The following is an 18855-nucleotide window of genomic DNA, read 5'->3' on the forward strand; positions in this document are numbered from 1 at the left end:
ATGGCCTGTCCTACCGGGAACCCGCTCGTCGACGCCTTCAAAGGCTTCTTCGCCTTCCTCGGCAACCCGATCGGCACCATCGTCGAGGGCATCGCCAACGCGGTGCTCGCGGGTGCGATCGCGGTCTTCGGCGAGCTGACCACCGAGATCCCCACGCTCTCGACGACCACCTCGCAAGAGGTCGACAACCAGACACAGTGGGTCGTCGTCTACACGGCGGTCGGCTCGCTGATCTTCGCCGCGATCCGGATGGCTCTCGAACGGCGCGGGGAGGCGGGGGCGACCGCGCTCAAGGGCCTGCTCCGGGTGATCCTGGTCGCAGGCGCCGCGACCACGGTGGTGACTCTTCTCGCGAGCCTCTCCGACCGGTACGCCGACTACCTCTTCAAGAAGGGTGCCTACGAGCAGCTGACCAGCAGCGTCGAATGCCAGGACGGCAGCGGCATCGAGGCGTTCCTGCTGCTCGTCCTCGCCTTCCTGCTGCTCATCGCCGCGATCCTGCACACCATCCTGCTCTACATCCGCCTCGGAGTGATGATCGTTCTCCTGGGGACGCTGCCGATGGCCGCAGCGGCGTCCATGACGGACTGGGGCAACGGCTGGTGGCGCAAGCACATCGGCTGGATGATCGCCTGGCTGCTCTACAAACCCGCGGCCGGCCTGGTCATGTACGCCGGCTCGGCGATGATCTCGGACGGTCCCGACAACAACATCCACGAACGGATCGCCGGTATCGGCGTGATGCTTCTGTCGGCCGTCGCCCTGCCCGCGCTGCTCAAGCTGGTCGTGCCCGCGACCGCGGCGCTCGGCGGCGGCGGCGCCGTGGGCAAGGGAATGGCGACCATGGGCGGCGCCGTGGCCTCTGGGGCCAAATCGCTCGGCACCGGCTCTTCCCCAGCCGGCCAGGGCGGATCCGCGGGAAGCCCCGGGCCTTCGGGTGCTTCAGGTGCTTCGGGCGGTTCGGGATCCTCCGGGTCCTCCGGCGGTTCGGGCGCCGCGGGCGGTACCGGCGCGGCCGGTCAACAAGGCGGTGCGACAGGAGGTGCTGCCGGCGCCGGTGCGACAGGGGGCGGCGCCGGTGGTGCGGGAGCGGCGGCGGCCGCCGCGGGTCCCGCCGGTGCGGCGCTGGGCGCGGCGATCGGCGTCGCCCAGGGAGTGGGGCAGGTGGCGTCGGGCGCCTTGGACGGAGCCGACGGGAACGCGGGCCACAACAGGTAGCGGCGGCTGCGCCGGCGCGCACTGCCACCGGGCGGGAGGGCGGGGCGCCTCCAGGGTCCTGCCCCCGGCCCGGCCCCCTCCGTCTGCCTGGCACCTTGCCGCAGACCCGCCGTCGGACGATCCGGCAGCTACTCCGCGAACGAAACAGACAACGCAGCAGACAAGGAAGGAAGCAGAACCATGGCTACGGAAGCCGTCACGCATCCCACCTACGGGAACTGGCGCCGGCCCAGGAGGCCAGGGCTCGGCCCGCTCGGTCTGATCGGCACCTTCGGAGTGTTCGGCGGGCTGGTCCTGGTGCTGCTCGCGTCGCTGGTCTCGCTGGTCGCCGCCCTCGTGGTCCTCGTCCCGCTCGTCGTCGTACTCACCCCACTGACTCTGCGGACCCAGGACGGGCGCAACCTCTACCAGTTGATCGCCCTGCGCATCGGCTGGATGCGCCGTAAGTCCAAAGGCGCGCACGTCTATGTCTCCGGTCCGCTGTCACAGCGCCCCGGCGGCCGGTTCCGGCCCCCCGGTCTGCTGAACCGGGTGACCGTCAGTGAAGGCCGGGACGCGTACGACCGTCCCTTCGGCGTGCTGCACCACCGCAACCGCAACCTCTACACGGTCGTTCTCGGCTGCGAACCGGACGGTGGCTCCCTGGTGGATCCCGACCAGGTGGACGTATGGGTGGCGATGTGGGGCGAGTGGCTGGCCCGGCTGTCCCACGAGCCGGGGCTGCGCGGCGCGGCCGTCATCGTCGAGACCGCCCCCGACCCGGGTACCCGGCTGGCCACCGAAGTGCTGCCCCGGATCTCGCCGGACGCCCCGCCCGCCGCGCGCGCGGTGATGGAGGAAGTCGTCCAGCGATACCCGTCCGCCTCCTCCGAGATGCACACCTACATCACCCTCACCTACGGCATCCCGCCCGGCCAGAAGCGCAAGCACGAGGACGTGGTCACCGACCTGGCGATCCGTATTCCGGGGCTTCTCAGCGGACTGGTCGGGGCCGGCGGAGGCTCGGCGTACCCGTTGTCCGCGGAACGGATCGCCGAGGTCGTACGAGTGGCCTACGACCCGGCCGTCGCGGCGGACGTCCTCACCGCGCGGGCCCAGCACGGCGGCACCGGACTGGAGTGGGAGGACGCGGGACCGGCCGCCTGCGTCGAGACGGTCGACGCGTACCAGCACGACTCCGGGGTATCCCGCAGCTGGATGCTCACTCTCGCCCCGCGCGGCACGGTGCGCTCCAACGTGATGCGCGGCATGCTCGAGGCCGCCCCGGGGACCCGCCGCAAGCGGGTCGCTCTGCTCTACCGGCCCATCGACCCCGCGACCTCGGCGCGCATTGTCGAGGCGGATCGCCGCAGCGCCCAGTTCATGGCCACCTCCGGGCGCGGGATGGTGCAGGCCCGTGCGGCATCCGAGGTGCGGGCGGCCGAGCAGACAGCCGCGGAGGAGGCGTCGGGCGCAGGTCTCGTCGAGTTCTCGCTGATGCTCACTGTCACCGTCGACTCCGCCGACCAGCTCGGCGACGCGAGCGTGACCGTACGCAACCTCCTGGCCACCTCGCGCATTTCGATGCGCCCGGCAGACCGGATGCAGGCCGCGGCGTTCAGCTGCACCCTGCCCACCGGAATTCTTCCCTGGGAGCAGACGCTGGTCCCGCACGAGCTCCAGGAGGCGCTGTGAGCGGGAACCTTTCCCAGGAGCGCGTCCTTGACCTCGGCGCGGGCTGGGCGCCGGGGGCGTCCGGAGCCACCACCGCTCTGAGCGGCATCACCGTCACGGATGCGAACACGCAGGACGACACCAGGAAGAGGAGCCGGAAGAAGACCGGGAAGCAAGCCAGGAAGGAGGCGGGAAGGGCGAGGAGGAAGGACGGCAGGGGCGGGGACAAGGACGGCTCCGCCCGACCGGCCCGTGAACCCTCCGTGCCCCCGCGCGGCTGGGCCGGCCCCGGCGGCGGCCGGGTCGGCTACATGGATCCGCCGACCATGTGGCGCGCCACCACCGTGCAGGCGTGTGGCCTGTGGCCGTTCGCGGCCGGTTCCGGGGCGCCCATGACCGGCGTGCCGCTCGGGCAGCACCTGTTCACCGGGGCGACCGTGTGCGGCGACCCGCTGTCGTGGTTCACCCGGGCCCGGTACATCTCCAACCCGTCCCTTTTCATGCTGGGCATGCCAGGCCTGGGGAAGTCGACCCTGGTCAACCGGATGCTCATCGGGCTGTCCGCCACGGGTGTGGTGCCGCTGGTGCTGGGCGACCTCAAGCCGGACTACGCGGACACCGTAAGGGCCCTGGGCGGCCAGGTGATCTCCATCGGGCGCGGCATGGGCGGCATCAACGTCCTCGACCCGGGCGCGATGGGAGCCGCCGCCGCACGGATCGGCGGCGAGGCCGGCCAGATGCTGATCGCCGAGACCCACGGACGCGTGCTCAACATGGTGGCCGCGCTGATCACGATCGTGCGCGGGCGGCCGATGGACGACCACGAGCAGTCGGTCCTCTCCGCGTGTCTGCACCATCTGCGCGAACGCACTCCGCAGGGCCGCACCCTGCTCCTGCCCGACCTCCTCAGGGTCCTCGATGAGGGGCCCGACCGGGTGCGCGCGGTCACCCTGGACCGCGGTGACGACACCCGGTACCGCGACGCGGTCGATCCGCTGCACCGCTCGCTGTTGGGCATCCTGGACGGGCCACTGGGCGGCACCTTCGCCTCGGAGACCTCGACCCGCATCAATCCCGATGCCCCTGCCGTGTGCATCGACATTTCCCGCATCGGCGAGGCAGACACCCAGCTGACGGCAGCCGCGATGCTCGCCGCCTGGTCGGACGGTCTCGGTACGGTGGCGGCCTCGCACGCCCTGGCGGACGCCGGACTCGCGCCCCGGCGCTGGTTCTTCACCGTCCTCGACGAGCTGTGGCGTCCGCTGCGCGCCGCCTCCGGCATCGTCGACCGTATCGACGCCCTGACCCGACTCAACCGCTCCCTCGGCCTGGGCGATGCGAAGATCACCCACACCCTGAAGGACGCCGAGGCACTGGGCACCGATGCGGACCGGGCCAAGGCCCGGGGATTCGTCGAGCGGGCGGGCATGGTGGTGTGCGCGGGCCTGCCGCGGGCCGAGATGGAGGACCTCGGCAAAATCGTGGGCCTGTCCCGGCGGGAGATCGAGCTGGTCTCGTCCTGGTCCTCGCCGCCCGGCTGGGCGAGCACCGGGGCGAACGAGGAGCCGCCGGGGCGGGGCCGGTTCCTGATCAAGGTCGGCGGGCGGCCCGGTATCCCGATCAAGGTCGCCATCACCGACACGGAACGGGGACTGCACGACACCAACACCCGCTGGACCTCCAACGGATACGCCGAGGAGCGGGCGGCCGAGCGGGCCGCGGCCGAGGCAGCCGCGGTCGCCGCAGGTCCCGGTCCTGGCCCCGCTCTCGAAGACCTCGGCCCAGCCATGGACCTGTCCCGTCCCGCCGTGGACCTGTCCGATCCGTCGAGCAGGTGGACCGCGTGAACGGGAAGCCCGGCGGTCTGCAGGGCAGCGATCTCGCCCCATGGGCGATCGTGGCCGTCGCCGCCGTGAATCTGGTGCTCTTCGGCGTGACCTGGCTGGGCGGCACCCTGGGCGCGGCCGCGACGGGTGCGGGCTGGAATCCGCCGCCCTTCGCCCTGTCGACCTTCGCCTCCCTGGTGACGGACGGCCCGGACCGAGTGTGGCCGCGCGCCTCCCCGTACGGGGTGTACGGGGGAGTGGTGGCTCTGTTCGCCGTGATCGCCGTGCTGTTCGCCCTGGCCGTGATGAGGGTAGGAGCGGCTCGCTCCCGTCCCAAAGGCCTGGCCGGCAAGCGGGAACTGGCGGCCATGGCACCCAAGGGTATCGCCGCCCGAGCCCGTGAACTGCGCCCTTCGCTCAAGGGCATCGAAGAACTGCACCCGGACGAGACGGGCAATCTCCTCGGCGATCTTGAGCCGTCCGGGCCCGAACTGCGTTCCTCCTACGAGGATGTGGAGCTGGACCTCATGGCGCCACGCGCCGGAAAGTCCACCGGTATCGCCGTCCCCCGGGTGCTGCGGGCCCGCGGGGCGGTGCTTCTGACCTCCAACAAGTCCGATGTGTACGCCGTCACCCGCGCCGAACGGGCCAAGGTCGGCACGGTGTGGACGTTCGACCCCCAGGGCATAGCCCACACCCCGCGCGGAATGTGGTGGGACATGCTCGCCGAGTGCGTCACCATCGAAGGCGCCCGCAGACTGGCCGGGCACTTCGTGGCCTCCGTCAACGACGACGCGTCGCAGAAGGACTTCTGGATCTCGGCCGCGCAGAACACGCTCACCGCGCTCTTCCTCGCCGCGGCACGCGGCAGGGCCTCGGTGACCGACCTGCTGGGATGGCTCGCCGACCCGGCCGACCGGTCGCCGGTCGACCTGCTGCGCGAGGCCGGGATGACGGCGATGGCCGAGCAGTTGCAGGGCACCGTGCGCGGTGCGGTGGAGACCCGTGACGGCATCTACGAGACTGCCCGGCAGTGCGTGGCCTGCCTGCTGGACCCGGAGATCCTTGCCTGGGTGACCCGCGACCCCGACCTTCCGCAGTTCCGGCCGGAACAGCATGTGCTCGGCCGCGACACGCTGTACCTGCTGTCCAAGGACGGGGGCGGCTCGGCGGCCGGGGTGATCGCGGGCATCGCCGACGCCGCGATGCGGGCGGGAGTGGTCGCCGCCGAGCGAATGGGTGGCCGACTGGACCCCCCGATGACGGCGGTACTCGACGAGGCCGCGAACGTCTGCCGTATCTCCGATCTGCCCGACCTCTACAGCCACTTCGGCTCTCGGGGCATCAACGTTGTCACCCTGCTCCAGAGTTACCGGCAGGGAGCGCGCGTCTGGGGCGATGCCGGCATGGACGCGCTGTGGAGCGCGGCCACCGTCAAACTGCTGGGCGCGGGGCTGGACGACGCCGACTTCGTGGAGAAGATCTCCAAACTGGTCGGCCAGCACGATGTGAGTACCGTCAGCGTCTCCAAGAGCAAGGACGGCTCCTCCCGCTCCGTCTCCTACCGCCAGGAGCAGGTGCTGCCGCCCGACCGGATACGGGCGCTTCCGAAGGGCACGGCGCTCCTGCTCGCCACCGGTGTACGGCCCGCGCTGATACGACTGCGCCCCTGGTACAAGGAGCCGAACGCGGGCCCCATTTCGGCGGCTGCGAAGGCGGAGGTGGAGGCGATCACCGAACGGGCCGCGCAGGCGTGGTCGAAGGTGACCCTGACGAAGGAGGCGGGCCTCCCGGTGGAGTCGGCCTGAGCGGGGGCGCGGGGGCGGGTGACGACGCGCTTGACCCCTGCATCGTCGACGTACTCAAGGCCGCTGATCAAGGACGCGGAGAAGGAGTCCAGGTCAGCATCGGCCCGGTCGCCGTCGGCGCGTCCGGCTCCCTGCCTGCCGTGTATGTCTCGGGGCTTCTTCAGCGAAGCGGTTCATATGCGAGGCGGCCTCGCTGACCAGTACGGAGTCCATGGTTCCGAAGGGCGATTTCCGGTCGAGCATATCCGGAATGAATTCGGCGGTCCGCCTCTCCCCTTCGCAGGCCAGTCACGGATAACTCGCAGCATATGCAGCAGAATTGCGCATGATGCAACGAGACAAGGGCCAGGATCGGTCCAGGACGGCCGGGATACGATCCAAAGCCAACTCTTGCTCCACGTACCTCACTTGTGCCATTAATCACCGCGTCCCGCAGGGGGCCTTAGCCAGGATGCACCAGAGCAGAGTTACGCACCAACCGGCGGCCACAGGCCCCGTGGCTGACGCTTCACTGGTGTGTCCTCAACGTCACCAGCTGAAGGAGTACACACGAATGACGAGGACGAAGTTAGTCGCTGCCACGCTGCTCACCGTGGCACTCGCGGTGCCCACGGCCACGGCCGTTGCCGCTGATGCCTACGGTGGCGGCGCCCATGCCTGGTCTCCGGCTGACGGCGGCGACAGCGGGAAGATAGCCGTCCAGGACAACAGCAGTGACGGGGACCCGGTGAAGGCCGAGTACTACCGGGTGGACAGCTCGGAGACGAAGCGGACCCTGTGGAACCACAGCGGCCCGCGAACCAAGGCCTACTCCGGCGACGGGTCCAGAATCTACAAGTTCAAGGCGTGCGACGAAAACTACGGTTCGCCGGACGACTGCTCGGGCTGGGTCATCCCGTAAGCCGGCTCTCCGCGGCTGCTTTTGCCGCACCAGCCCGTCGCGGGCTGGTGCGGCGTTCCCTTTTCTGAGACAAGAGGCCAGATTCTGTGAAACAAAGTGATTCGTCCGGGCTCCGTGTGAGCGGCCTGTGCTACCAGATCGAGGGACGGACTCTCCTTGACGGCGTGGAACTGTCCGTGTCCCCCGGCGAGGCGGTCGCAGTGACCGGCCCTAGCGGGTCCGGCAAGTCGACGCTGCTCATGTGCATCCTCGGTCTGATCAAACCGCAGGCAGGCACCATCACCGCCGGGGGCCGGGAGATCACCGGACTCGCATCCGCGCAGCTCGCGCAGGTACGGCGGGAGACTCTGGGCATGGTGTTCCAGTTCGGTGAACTCCTTCCCGAACTCAGCCCGGTGGAGAACGTCGCCCTGCCGGTCCTGCTCGACGGAGGCCGCCACCAGGACGCCTACCGGCGTGCGGAAGAACTCCTCGACGAGCTCGGCGTCCCCGTCGGCTCCACCCCCACCGGCATGCTCTCCGGCGGCGAGCGCCAGCGGACTGCCGTCGCCCGCGCCCTGATCACCGAGCCTGACGTCCTCCTCGCCGACGAGCCCACCGGCGCCCTCGACCCCGACGCCAAGGAAGAAGTCGCCCGTCTGCTCTTCACGACCGCCCGTGACCGGGGCTGCGCACTGCTGTTGGTCACGCACGACCTGACGGTGGCCGGTCGGGCCGACCGCCGCCACGAGCTCCAAGGCGGGATCCTGGCCGAAGCAGGCGCCGTCTGATGAAGGAAAGCATCCGCACCGCGGGCAAACTGATCAGGATCGGCCTCGCCGCGGGCCGCTCCACTCCCGGCGACCGCCTGCGCTGGTGGGGCCTGTTCGGCGCCGCAGCCGCCGTCGCCTTCGTCACGCTGGCGACCGTGGCCACCGTCGCCACCTATCACGGCCGCGAGACCAGAGCGGACGCCAGAGGACCGGTGATCACCGACAGCAAGGATGCCGCACTGCTGTACCGGGAGGGAGCCGACTCCGTCGGCACCAGGCCCGTATCCGTCGTGTTCGTCCACCCGCTCACTCCCGAGGCTCCAGTTCCCGCCGGTGTGACCCGCTGGCCCGAGCCGGGCGAGGTCCTGCTCTCTCCCGAACTGGTCAGGACCGGAGGCGGAGAAGGGATCCAGACACGGTACGGAACGTTCGCCGGAACCATCACCACCGATGGTCTGGTCACTCCCTCCGAACGGATCGCATATGTCCGGGTGGCGCATACACCACCGAAGGACGATCCCAGGTGGATGCATGTGTCCGTCTTCGGAAGCGGCGGCGGTGCGACGGGGGAGATGGCCGATCAGCGGCCTGTGAATTCCCCCGTCCTCGCCCTGTGGGCCCTGACCGGGCTGCCCGCGCTCGCCCTGACCGTGGTCGCCGCGCGGGTCGGCTCCCGCACCCGTGACCGGCGCAGCAGTCTGCTGCAAGCCCTGGGCGGGACATGGCGGCACCGGATGATCGTCAACATCGGTGAAGCCGCGATCCCCGCCACGCTGGGAACCCTCGCCGCGCTCCTCCCGTATGCCGTTGCCTCCGTACGGGACATCCGCCTCTCGCCCACCGGATACATCCTCGACCACCGTGACGTGTGGGCCGCATGGCCCACCGCCGCCGCATCGGCAGCTGTATCCCTGCTGGCCGTGCTGAGCATCGTGGTGGGCACGCACCGCATTCACCGGGACGGCACGTCCACCCGCCCCGCCTCCTTCACGTCCCGTGTTCCCGCATGGCGCCTTTTGGTCTGTGGTGTCGGCGTCGCACTGGTCCTGACGAGCCAGTACGTGCCCCGGAGGGCGCAGCTTGTCGTGTTCACGTGCGGGACCGTCGTGATGTGGGCCTTTCTGTCCTCCGTCGTGGCTCTTCTCACCCGCCACCTGGGCGCCTGGCTCGCCGACAACGGGAAGCGTAGGGGGCATGCGGGCCGCATGATCGGCGGACGGTGGACGCACGCGCATCCCGGCGTCATCGTGCGCCTCGCTCTGGCCATGGTGATCGGCATCGGGATCGTCGCCCAGATGCAGGTGTGGACCAGCCGGCTCGGAGAGCAATCGCACGCAGCCGTCGCCACACACCAGCGGATCAAGGACACTGTGATCGAGTTGGCCACCAGCAGCATGACCGCGTCACAGACAGACCGGCTCCGCTCGTCCCTTCCGGCCGGGTCGGTTCTGCTGACCCGCACCTTCCACGATCCGGGGCCGTCCAGAGATCCGTGGGTGACGATCGCAGGATCCTGCCGCGACCTGCGCACGCTGCGCGTGGCCTGTCGCGGCGACACGAGGACAGCGGCGGGAAGCAGTGCTCAGGTGGAAGAGATGGGCCGCTGGTACGGCAACCTCAGGTTCACACAAGTCCCCCGGATCACTGTGAAGCCGGACGGCACACAATCCCTCCTCGTCGTGACCCCCGCACCGGGGCAGCTTGCCGCGGTAAAGCAAGCCGCGTACACGCTTCCCAATCCTGCGGTGCAGGTCGAGGCACTGGGCGGGAACTGGCTGGGGTCCTCGGGTTCCCGCCTGCCGAACTGGATCCAGCTGTTCGGCGTCACCGGCATCCTCTTCATTCTCGTGGCCGGTGCGGTGAGCGCGGCGGCCGAGTTCGTCCGGATCCGCCACGCTCTCGCCCCGCTCTCCGTCCTGACCGGCCACCGCCGTGTGTTCCGGTCCGTGACCTCATGGCACCTGACCGTCCCCCTGCTCATCTCCACCGTTGTCGCTGGAGCCGTGACCGCCTGGCACTCGGTGTTCTTCATCGCCCTGGTACAGGAGGGCTCCGTGTCCTGGACGATTCTGGCAGCCGGCATCGCGGCGTGCGCCGCAGTCTCCCTGGCCGTCGGGTTCCTCGGCGCCCGCGCAGCAGCACGAGAGGCCGACCAGTGGCGGCCGGCAGCCGACTGAACGAAAGCATCCCCACAGCCGACACTCGCGGAGGAGACCACAAGGGTGCAGATCGAGTGCGTGTCACGCACTCGCTTTCCGGTGGGCCAGACGATGCGGCCCGGACCGTGGCCGCGCTGACCGGGGCCGGGACGGATTTCCGGGTCTGCCCGGCATCCTCACCGCGACGGTCGACGGCGGCATGTTCGAGGACTGCCCCGCCCTGGCCGTTAGGACGCCCGCGCTCACCGGCGATGGTGCGGGCGTCCTGTCGTGCGGGGGCGGGTCAGGCGGTTACGGGGTTCTCTGAGGGCGGCCCATCTCTGACGGAGCGAAGCAGCAAGGGCCTCGAATCAATCAACGGCATCTGCTCAACCGGCGGGGAACCGTGGTCTCTACCCTCACCCCGCGGACGCTCGCACCCGGCAGGCTACCCCGATCGAACCAGTCCTTTACTGCTCGCCGACCGGGGGTTGGCGGGCGAGGAACTCGGCGAACGCCTCCGACTGCTTCGGGTCCATATACCCCTGCCGCCCGTTGCGCGCCCAGTCCTCCAGCCACTCAAGCCACCCGGCACGGCGCAACTCGGCCACCACCACCCGGCCGCGGGTGAACGTCATACGCTCGCCGTCCGCGTGCACGTACCGCGTGTACGGGCCGTGCTGCGCCGGGCCGGGCGGCCGTTCCTCGGCCGTGTCCGGCAGGGGTATCAGGGCGCCGTATGCCCGCTGCGCCCAGTGCTCCAACTCGGCCAGCTCAGCCGCCGGGAGCAGCACGCTCGCCGGCCGGCCGTCCTCGGTCAGGGTCACACGCTCGCCGGTCTCCTCCACGAGAGCGACCATGCGACCGAAGTCCTCGACACCGTCCGTGAGTTCAACACTGTTCATGGACGTCGACGCTACCGACCGCCGGGCCCGGGCGCGTCGCCCAGTCGACACGGGTTCGCGCACAGCACAGGACAACGTCGGCCTTCATGACCACAATTCAGGTCGTGAAGGCCGACGTCACGCCGGGCCCCGAATTGACCAACGGCATCAACAAGTCGGCGGGGCGAAGCAACAGGGCCCGAATCGACCAACAGCGTCCCGTGCTTGCCTGGCCCCCTTCTGCGCGGCCGTTCGTCCGGTCGGCCCGTGCCGGCTCACCTGCGCGGTAGGACCTGCTGACTCGAAGTACTGACGGCCGGGACAGCTGTGGGCTGTGCGGAGCTGCCGGCAGTGGCGGTGGCCGCCGAGACCCGCATGTTCGCCGCACCGGCCACAGTCGCCTGCCGTTTCTCCTCCCGCACCGCTTTCGCGTCTGCGATGAGATTGCCCATGCCCTCGAGGAACTTGCTCCTGTACTTGTCCTTCATCTCGGTCCAGTTGACAGTCTGCGAGGACCCCTGGGCCGTAGTCGTCGGGCCCGCGCCGTTCCCCGTCTCTGGCGTGCTCGTGCTCTGCTCGGGACTGTTCTGCCGACCGTCGGCCGCGGCCAGGTCCGCCGTCTGTGTGAGGGGCCTGTCGGCATCGATGACATGAGCGAAGTCGATGAGCTTGGCCTCCACGACCTCGTTGCCGTTGTGATTCCCGTGAACCGAGAAGACACTTGACGCGATGAATCCGATGTCGGTCTGCTGAGCGGCAGCCCTGATCGCCTCCATCTTGCCGATCAGCTGATCCCACACCTGGGGATCCTCCGAGAAACTCCGCAGGATGTCCTGGGAGTTCATGCCCGCGCGCAGTCGGCTCTCGGGCGCGTCGGTTCCGCCGACGACGCGCCATCCGCGCTGGCTGCTTCCGGTGGCCAGGTCGGCGATCGAGAGTTTGATCTCCTTCAGCGCGGCCCCCGTCCTGCTCATGTCGTGCTGCTCCATCAGTTCCCGGCGACTCGACGTCTTGTCGCCGACCTTCGTGTCGAGCTTCTTCACATCCCCCTGGGCGATGTTCTCGAAGTACACATGGGTCCGGTCGTCCAGGGGCTCGGTGACCTGCGGCTGCCGATACCTCACCTGATCCGCCGTGTATGAGGCGGGTACGACGGGTGTCAGGTGCGGGTAGCGGCCCTGCCGAATCCTTGCGTAGAACTCGTTCTCGATGGATCCCTGCGGGGCGTTCTTCGCGAGAATGCTCCCGTCGCCGATCGGCCGGATGGCACCGTGCCCTCCTTGATTCACCGCTGCTTGCTGGTTGTCGCCCGCTGGTGTGGCCATGGCTGCGCCTCCCGTGTGATGCGTGAACCCCTACGGTTGAGGGGGTTCATCGCCGCTGACCACAACGTGTTCGGTGTCCTGCGGGTTCAACGGCCCGGACGGGGCCCGGACCACGTCCGAGCCCCTTTCCATGTGAGGGCACAGGCCTACCTGGAGTGCGGGCTGCCGGGTCTGGGATTCCGGGGCGGGGTCGTCGCCGCAGCGAGGGGCGGGGAGGACTGGGTGCTCGTTCCGGGGGAGGGGTGGTGTGAGACCCGGAGGGCGCTACTGGCCGTTGTCCGTGCCCCACCACGGAGGCCGGACCGGTTCCGTTCACCGGTCTGTGCGTAACGGCCTCGTGCGCGCGCTGAACCCCGGTCGTCCCGGTCCCGTAGTACCGGTACCGACCAGCAGTACGCCGACCAGAAGTAGCCGACAGGACGGGAGCGGACCCGCATGACCAGCGCCGCCGAGACCATCGAGCCGACGGGAAAATCCGAGCCGGCAGCAGCGCTCCAGCAGCAGGAGCCGCAGTTCATCCTCTATCTGCACGGAACCGAGCACGAGCGGGCGCTGCGCAGCCTGACGCTGTGGGTGCGCCATCTGCTGATCCCGGTCTACGGCAGGGAGGCCACATCGGGGGCACCGTGGTGCCCCCGGTGGTGGGAACACCAGGAGGCCGTGGCCCAGTTGTACGGCCTGTGGATGGCCTGGCAGGAGCTCACCGACCCGGGGGCTGGACCGACCGGTCCCGCCGTCTGGCACCGGGACTATCTCATGCATGTCATGTCCGCCCTGCGGGATCCCACCGGGCCGTTCGCGGGTTGCAAGCCGGGGGTGCACCGCGCCAAGGAAGCACCCCAGACGGACGCGTACGGCAGCTGAACCGTTCCTAGTCAGTGATCAGGAGTGAGTCTTGGACCCACAGCCCGGCACTGCGCGCATCCCGAACGGTTTTGGATGCGCTGGTCGCCCGCGTTCTCTGTTCAGTCCCCGTTCGGGTACATGCATCGCGTGCATGCTCCGTGACGGGGCGGCGGGTTTCCTCACGTCCTGGGGTACCAGGTTCGGCCTGGACGGTCCGATGCCCGCGACGATCGCTCTGGTCGTAGCGGGGCGGTGTCGTCCGTCGCCGGATCGGGTGCCCGAGGGCGCGTCGTCCGATCGCGATGCTCGCGGCATCGTGACGGGACAGCTTTCGGCGCGGGGTGGCCAGCGGCTTGCGCCAGTGCTGGTCTCCCCACACCGAGGTGTAGGCCGAGTCTACGGTCACGATCGACAGGCCCATCTCGGCGGCCATCGACACCAACCGGGCCTTGAGCTTTCCGGTCGGGATACCGGAGATGAGCTGCCGGAACTGCTTGCGCCGTCCGTGCTTCTCGCGGGTCTTCTCCGCAGTGAAGTCCAGATCCTCAATCGCGATGGCGGCGACACCGACGCGCTTCGCCCAGTGCAGCAGGCGGGTGATGGCGTGCCGGATCTGCGCGTCCCGATGCTGGGCGGTGCCGGACAGGTCGTAGAAGAACTGTTCAGGTTCGCCGGCCGGGTTGCCGTGGGTATCGAGACGGTAGGCGGCGAAGTGGCCGGCGTTGGTGTCCACGCCGACCACGCCGTGGGCTCGTGCGGTAGTCAGTGGGATGGTCTTGACCACCGGACGCTGCCAGGACGCGGTGAGGTACCAGCGCCCACGGACAATGTCGTAGTGGATGCGGTAGGCCACGGCCCGGTTCACGCTGATGCGGTCGGACCACTCCTGGCCCCGGTGCGCGAACGCGACGCGGGAGGTAAGGACGTACCGCCCATGCTTCGTGTTCGCCAGGTGCGCCAGCGGCGTGGGCAGCTTGATACTGATCTCGCCGTCCGGGGTGAGGCGGATCGTCTCGTTCCCGTACCGCTTCCCCGACTCGCCGTCAGCGGCGAGGAACCAGCGTTCGGCCTCCCAGCGCTTGCGCCACTGCTCCTCGGTGAGCTGCGCGGCTTGGAGATTGTGCCGGGTGTTGAGCAGGCGTCGGCCGCCGCGAACGACGTGGACGCGCCCGGCCTCACGGTCGGTGCGGGCTACGTCGAGCCGGTGTTCCAGCGTGTGCAGGCGACGGGATTTGTGGAACCACTCTCCCTTGGAGCGGTATCCGCCCGGTGCCCGCTTGGTGCCCTTCTCCCCGATCGGCTGGGACAGCCGGTGCATCAGCGTACGGACGCCGGCCTCAAGGTTGTGAATATGCGCGAGCTGGCAGCGACGCGACAACGCCCACTGGTCATGCGTGGCCTTGGTGATGGTGCCAGCCCACCGTGAGGAGGACTCGGCGGTCAGGCCCTGCTTACGGCCCGCCCACGTGTCCGTGGAATGATCAGTACTGTCTGCACACCGTGCCTTGAGATCGCGAGACGCCAGCGTTCCCAAGTGCCCGCCGACGAGACGCAACACCTTGTCATCCTCGGCGGTCAGGTCCTTGAGCCGGTCGCGTATCGCCACACCGGACGGACCCAACGAGACGAACGGCGGAGCTATCTCGCGGAGCTTCTTCTTCAGCTCAGTCACCAGCAGCCGCCGCTTCCAACGCCTTCTTGGCGCGGTTCTTCGCCGAGCGGCGGCCGTACAGGCGGGCACAGAATGAGGTCAGGACCTCAACCATGTCCCGCACGAGGTCGTCTTCGACTTCGCCGTCGTCAAGGACGACGAGGCGACGACCAGCAGCTTCGAGAGCAGCCTCAACGAGTTCGGTGTTCATCCGGCCGAGGCGGTCCCGGTGCTCAACCACCACGGTTGTCACCTTCGGATCGGCGAGCAGCCGACGCGCCTTCGGGCGGCCCCCGTTCATGCCCGAGGCGATCTCCGACTCGACCCGGACCACAGTGTGTCCGGCCTTGGCGGCCCACTGAGACAGCCGGGCGACCTGACGCTCAAGATCCTGCTTTTGGTCATGCGAGGAGACGCGGGCATATAGACCCACACCACCCGTGATGGACAGTGAGGTGTTCGCGTCGACGTTGACCAGGATCGTGCGCGGCCCTACTCGCTCCGCAGGGACCGGCAACGTGCCCTCACGGAACCAGCGGTACGCCGTGCGGGGTGCAATGCCCTGCGCTCGCGCCCATTCCGTCAGGTTCACAAGACAAGATCATACGCTACTCATGACCTGCAATGGACACTCACGGACACTCAATTGACAGCCCCTCACTCCTGCGGGTCCGCGGGAGGCCGCCCCGGGTGGCGCCGCGCAGCAGGAACTCCACGGGCCCGCATCGGATGTGGCGCAGCAGCAGGGCGCTGAGGGCCAGTTGGGCGGCGTACAGGACGAGACAGCCCGCCAGTACGACTGCGGTGCCGACGCGGTCGTACAGACCGAGGCCGTAGCCCGTGAAGACCAGCGCCAACACGAGGGACTGCGTGAGGTAGTTGGTGAGCGACATCCGCCCGGCGGGCGCGAGCACGTCGCTGATCCGGCGGCCCGCGCGGGTCCGTACGAGCAGCAGCAGACCGCAGGCGTACGCGGCGGTGAGGGCGGGCCCGGTGAGGACCCCGGCCGCCCTGCCGACGTAGAACCAGCGGTTGTCCAGCGGGCCGTTGGAGCACACCGCCATGAACACCCCGCCGGCGAGCCCGATGGGCAGCCCGCGGCGGATGATCCGCTTCATCCGTGCGCGGTCGCGGTCCGGGTCGCCCAGCGCCCGCCACTTGCCCGCGGCCAGGCCGGTGAGGAAGGCCGCCAGCAGGTCGGCGGCGAAGAGCAGATTCCCGGCGAGCGCGTGGGGCAGCAGCCGCACATTCGCCATGACCACCGAGCCGGGACCGCCTCGGTACCCTGCCACGGACTCGGATGCGACGGCCGCGAGATCCTCGGGCCGGACTGTCTCGGTCGCGGAGATGACAAGCAGGCCGTAGGTGAGGAGCAGAACGGCGACCGCGCCGAGAAGGCCGGCCGCGACCCGCAGCAAGGTCCTGGGCAGCGCCGTGCGGAACGCGAACAGCACGAGTCCGAGGGCCGCGTACGTCATCAGGATGTCGCCCGGGTACAGCAGTACGGCGTGGGCGAGGCCGAGCAGGAACAGTACGGCCGAGCGCCGAAGGTGGCGCGGTGCGAAGGCGGCTCTCGCGCGTTCCGCCGAACGCTGCTGGAGGGTGAAGCTGTAGCCGAAGAGGAACGAGAAGAGGAGATAGAACTTGGTGGAGACCAGCACGGTCACCGCCCAGGCGACACCATGGTCGATGGCCGAGGCGTCCGGGCCACCGCCGAGACCGGAGTACGGGCCCGCCATGATCTGCGCGTTGACGAGCAGGATGCCGAGCAGGGCGAAGCCGCGCAGTACGTCGATGTCGCCGATCCGGGCCGGCGTTGCGGCGGCATCGGGACAAGGGGGAGTGGACATACGCGTTGCTCAGGAGGCGAGGGGGGACGCGGACCGGGCGTCGGAGCCACGGACGGGCACCGGTGGGCGGGTGTGCTCCCCCACTTGAGCGGAACCGGTGTTCGCGGACCTGCGAGTGGCGATGGCAGCGAGAGCCCCGTCCACAACGAAGAAGCACAGGGCGGCCACCGCGAACAGGAGACCCGCCAGAGCGGATATGCCTGCGACTACCGCACCCGTCGGGGTCCCCGGCCACAGTGCCTCCGTCCCGCCGCCGACCAGGGCGGTCAGGGAGCCCAGGGAGAACGGCGGCGGGTTCCAGCCGTCGCCGACCAGCGCGACACCCAGGCTGCCGCCCAGCCAGACGGCGGTGAGGGCCAGCGCGGTCAGGGCCGTCAGAGTCATCAGCCACAGGAACAGGCCGGCCTTCCCCAGCCGGTCGATTCGGTCCGCTCGATCGTTCAGGACGCTCACGACGCCTCCATGTCTCGGACTGCCGGGGGCCGTACGGCCTCTGTCGGCACCCACCACGGGATCGGTCGTGAAACAGTTCAACCCCGGCCTCGGCACTCGCCGGCATGCAGCCATCAGGGCGGCGCTGCACACTCTGCGGGGGCCGTCGCGCTGCAACGTTGCCCGCAACCGGCGGCACCGGACCCTGCCCCGGGTGCACCAACGGCCGCGACGTCCCTGCCTTCGTGTGATCCTGTTCAGCGTAGTCACGGCGCTGACTGCTGCTTAGAGGCCCAAGGGGATGCCCCCGCAGCCTTCGTTGCCGCGCATCCACCGGAGGGCCGGATTTCGGGCCTCGTCGTGCGCGTGGACCGGGCGCGTAGACAGCGCGGGAGCTCGCTGAGTAGCCGGCGCAAAGCACACGCGAGCGCCGAACCCCAACATGCTTTCCAACTGTGTTGGTGGGGCGGAGGGCCGCGCACAGGACGGTTCACCTGCGTACATGCGGGTCCCATCCTGGCTCCGATCAGCGTCGCCGAAGGGTCGTGAACAGCTCCGAACGGCAGTGAATGAGACGGAAACTGAGACGGCCGGTGGACTCAGCTTCAGGTGGCATCGTTCTGGTCCGGCGTCAGCGCACTCGCCTCGGTGCACTGCGTAACGAGCGTACGAGGCTTTCCGCAGGCGCCGGTACGCCTCCACGCGCTCTGTCAGGCAAGGCCCGCGGGGTGGAACGATCTCAATGCTGGTACCGGCAGGGGGACGCCACTGGCCGTCGTGGAGGTGTGTGCGGCGGCGAGTGGATGTTGGTCCGAGAACCGCGTTTACCACTACGAGCAGCAAGGGGGCTGGACATGGCTGTGGTGATGTCGATGCATTGGGCAGGGGTCACGCCAGAGCAGTACGACACGGTGCGGGATGCGGTCGGTTGGGAGGAGATCCCGGCGGCCGGTGGCCAGGTGCACGTGGCCTGGTTTGATGCCCAGGGGTTCCACGTGACCGATGTGTGGGAATCCCAGCAGGCATTCGAGACCTTCTTCACCGAACGGCTCGCACCCGCGATCCAGAAGGCCGGCATCACCGGTACACCCGAGACCGGCTTCAGTCCGCTCCACCGGCGCTTCATTGCCGCCGGCGTCAGCGGTGCAGCATAGGGACAGGGCAAACGCCGTTTCTGACGCCGCAGAACACAAGTGGTTCGGCTGGTGTGCCAGACCCCGCCCACTGGTCCAGACAACAAAGCACCCCCGGGGCTCTGACCTGGGGGCCTGGCGCCGTTGCGCGGGCCTGGTCGCACCGCTGTTGACCGTGGTTGGCCGTTCTTACGGGCACGCTATGGGCACGGATTCGAAGAAGAGCGGGCAGCGGACGCGCATGAGGGGCTCTGCGCTTGGCCAGGCTGGTTCGGATGCTCGACTCCGGGGAGCTTCGCGAGAGCACCGGCCGTCCGGCGAAGTGCGCACTGCTACGGGATCGGCTGTCACGCTTCTTTCAGGACACCCGGCGCCCGGCCCTGGCTCATTTGCCAACTTCTGGCCGTGCCACGGCAGCGCCTGGCCGGTGACGGCGGC

The 18855-nt window shown here is 69.3% G+C and carries 15 protein-coding genes; 9 read left to right on the forward strand and 6 right to left on the reverse strand.

The window, feature by feature from the left end; all coding sequences use genetic code 11:
* The 7 genes from ACFYWI_RS29875 (at nt 1) to ACFYWI_RS29905 (ending at nt 10335) form a co-directional block, all read left to right on the forward strand.
* Entirely contained in the window at nt 1-1218 is a 1218-nt protein-coding gene (locus tag ACFYWI_RS29875) for a hypothetical protein (RefSeq protein ID WP_389238457.1), read from the forward strand.
* A gap of 180 nt (nt 1219-1398) precedes the next feature.
* Nucleotides 1399-2892, forward strand: a complete 1494-nt coding sequence (locus ACFYWI_RS29880; protein ID WP_389238459.1) for an SCO6880 family protein — start codon at nt 1399-1401, stop codon at nt 2890-2892.
* A 290-nt stretch (nt 2893-3182) separates the two neighbouring features.
* Entirely contained in the window at nt 3183-4718 is a 1536-nt protein-coding gene (locus ACFYWI_RS29885; protein ID WP_389238562.1) for an ATP/GTP-binding protein, read from the forward strand.
* Nucleotides 4706-6505, forward strand: a complete 1800-nt coding sequence (locus tag ACFYWI_RS29890) for a type IV secretory system conjugative DNA transfer family protein (RefSeq protein WP_389238461.1) — start codon at nt 4706-4708, stop codon at nt 6503-6505. Before ACFYWI_RS29885 ends, ACFYWI_RS29890 begins: the two co-directional genes overlap by 13 nt.
* 553 nt (nt 6506-7058) lie before the next feature.
* Nucleotides 7059-7406, forward strand: a complete 348-nt coding sequence (locus ACFYWI_RS29895; protein WP_389238463.1) for a hypothetical protein — start codon at nt 7059-7061, stop codon at nt 7404-7406.
* An 86-nt stretch (nt 7407-7492) separates the two neighbouring features.
* The gene (locus ACFYWI_RS29900) at nt 7493-8176 is read left to right on the forward strand and encodes an ABC transporter ATP-binding protein (protein WP_389238465.1); all 684 of its coding nucleotides are present in this window, start codon (nt 7493-7495) and stop codon (nt 8174-8176) included.
* Nucleotides 8176-10335 (forward strand): permease, encoded by a 2160-nt coding sequence (locus ACFYWI_RS29905; RefSeq protein ID WP_389238467.1) that lies wholly within the window; start codon nt 8176-8178, stop codon nt 10333-10335. The genes ACFYWI_RS29900 and ACFYWI_RS29905 overlap by 1 nt, the downstream gene beginning before the upstream one ends.
* Nucleotides 10336-10766: 431 nt before the next feature.
* On the opposite strand, the gene ACFYWI_RS29910 is transcribed toward ACFYWI_RS29905, so the two are convergent.
* Both ACFYWI_RS29910 and ACFYWI_RS29915 read right to left on the reverse strand, forming a co-directional pair.
* Complete coding sequence (locus tag ACFYWI_RS29910; protein ID WP_389238469.1) at nt 10767-11201, reverse strand: type II toxin-antitoxin system prevent-host-death family antitoxin; 435 nt, start codon at nt 11199-11201, stop codon at nt 10767-10769.
* Between the two features lie 254 nt (nt 11202-11455).
* A complete protein-coding gene (locus ACFYWI_RS29915; protein ID WP_389238471.1) occupies nt 11456-12505 on the reverse strand; it encodes an inositol polyphosphate kinase family protein in 1050 nt (349 codons plus the stop codon).
* Nucleotides 12506-12940: 435 nt separating this feature from the next.
* On the opposite strand from ACFYWI_RS29915, the gene ACFYWI_RS29920 reads away from it, so the two are divergent.
* Nucleotides 12941-13369, forward strand: a complete 429-nt coding sequence (locus ACFYWI_RS29920) for a DUF4913 domain-containing protein (RefSeq protein ID WP_389238473.1) — start codon at nt 12941-12943, stop codon at nt 13367-13369.
* A gap of 7 nt (nt 13370-13376) precedes the next feature.
* Here the strand turns inward: ACFYWI_RS29920 and ACFYWI_RS29925 are convergent, their stop codons facing one another.
* From ACFYWI_RS29925 to ACFYWI_RS29940, 4 genes are read right to left on the reverse strand one after another with little or no spacing between them, the layout of a single operon-like run.
* Nucleotides 13377-15023: an IS200/IS605 family accessory protein TnpB-related protein gene (locus ACFYWI_RS29925; RefSeq protein WP_389238475.1), complete on the reverse strand. Its 1647-nt coding sequence runs from the start codon at nt 15021-15023 to the stop codon at nt 13377-13379.
* A complete protein-coding gene (locus ACFYWI_RS29930) occupies nt 15016-15594 on the reverse strand; it encodes an IS607 family transposase (protein WP_389238477.1) in 579 nt (192 codons plus the stop codon). The genes ACFYWI_RS29925 and ACFYWI_RS29930 overlap by 8 nt, the downstream gene beginning before the upstream one ends.
* Nucleotides 15595-15634: 40 nt before the next feature.
* Nucleotides 15635-16852 carry a DUF418 domain-containing protein gene (locus ACFYWI_RS29935; protein ID WP_389238479.1) on the reverse strand — a complete coding sequence of 406 codons (1218 nt, stop codon included), beginning with the start codon at nt 16850-16852 and terminating at the stop codon, nt 15635-15637.
* 9 nt (nt 16853-16861) lie between these two features.
* The gene (locus ACFYWI_RS29940) at nt 16862-17305 is read right to left on the reverse strand and encodes a hypothetical protein (protein ID WP_389238481.1); all 444 of its coding nucleotides are present in this window, start codon (nt 17303-17305) and stop codon (nt 16862-16864) included.
* Between the two features lie 833 nt (nt 17306-18138).
* Between ACFYWI_RS29940 and ACFYWI_RS29945 the strand changes: the two genes are divergently transcribed.
* Entirely contained in the window at nt 18139-18438 is a 300-nt protein-coding gene (locus ACFYWI_RS29945) for a hypothetical protein (RefSeq protein ID WP_389238483.1), read from the forward strand.
* Nucleotides 18439-18855 lie beyond the last annotated feature (417 nt).

The organism is Streptomyces sp. NPDC002889 (assembly GCF_042888425.1).
Lineage (GTDB): Bacteria > Actinomycetota > Actinomycetes > Streptomycetales > Streptomycetaceae > Streptomyces.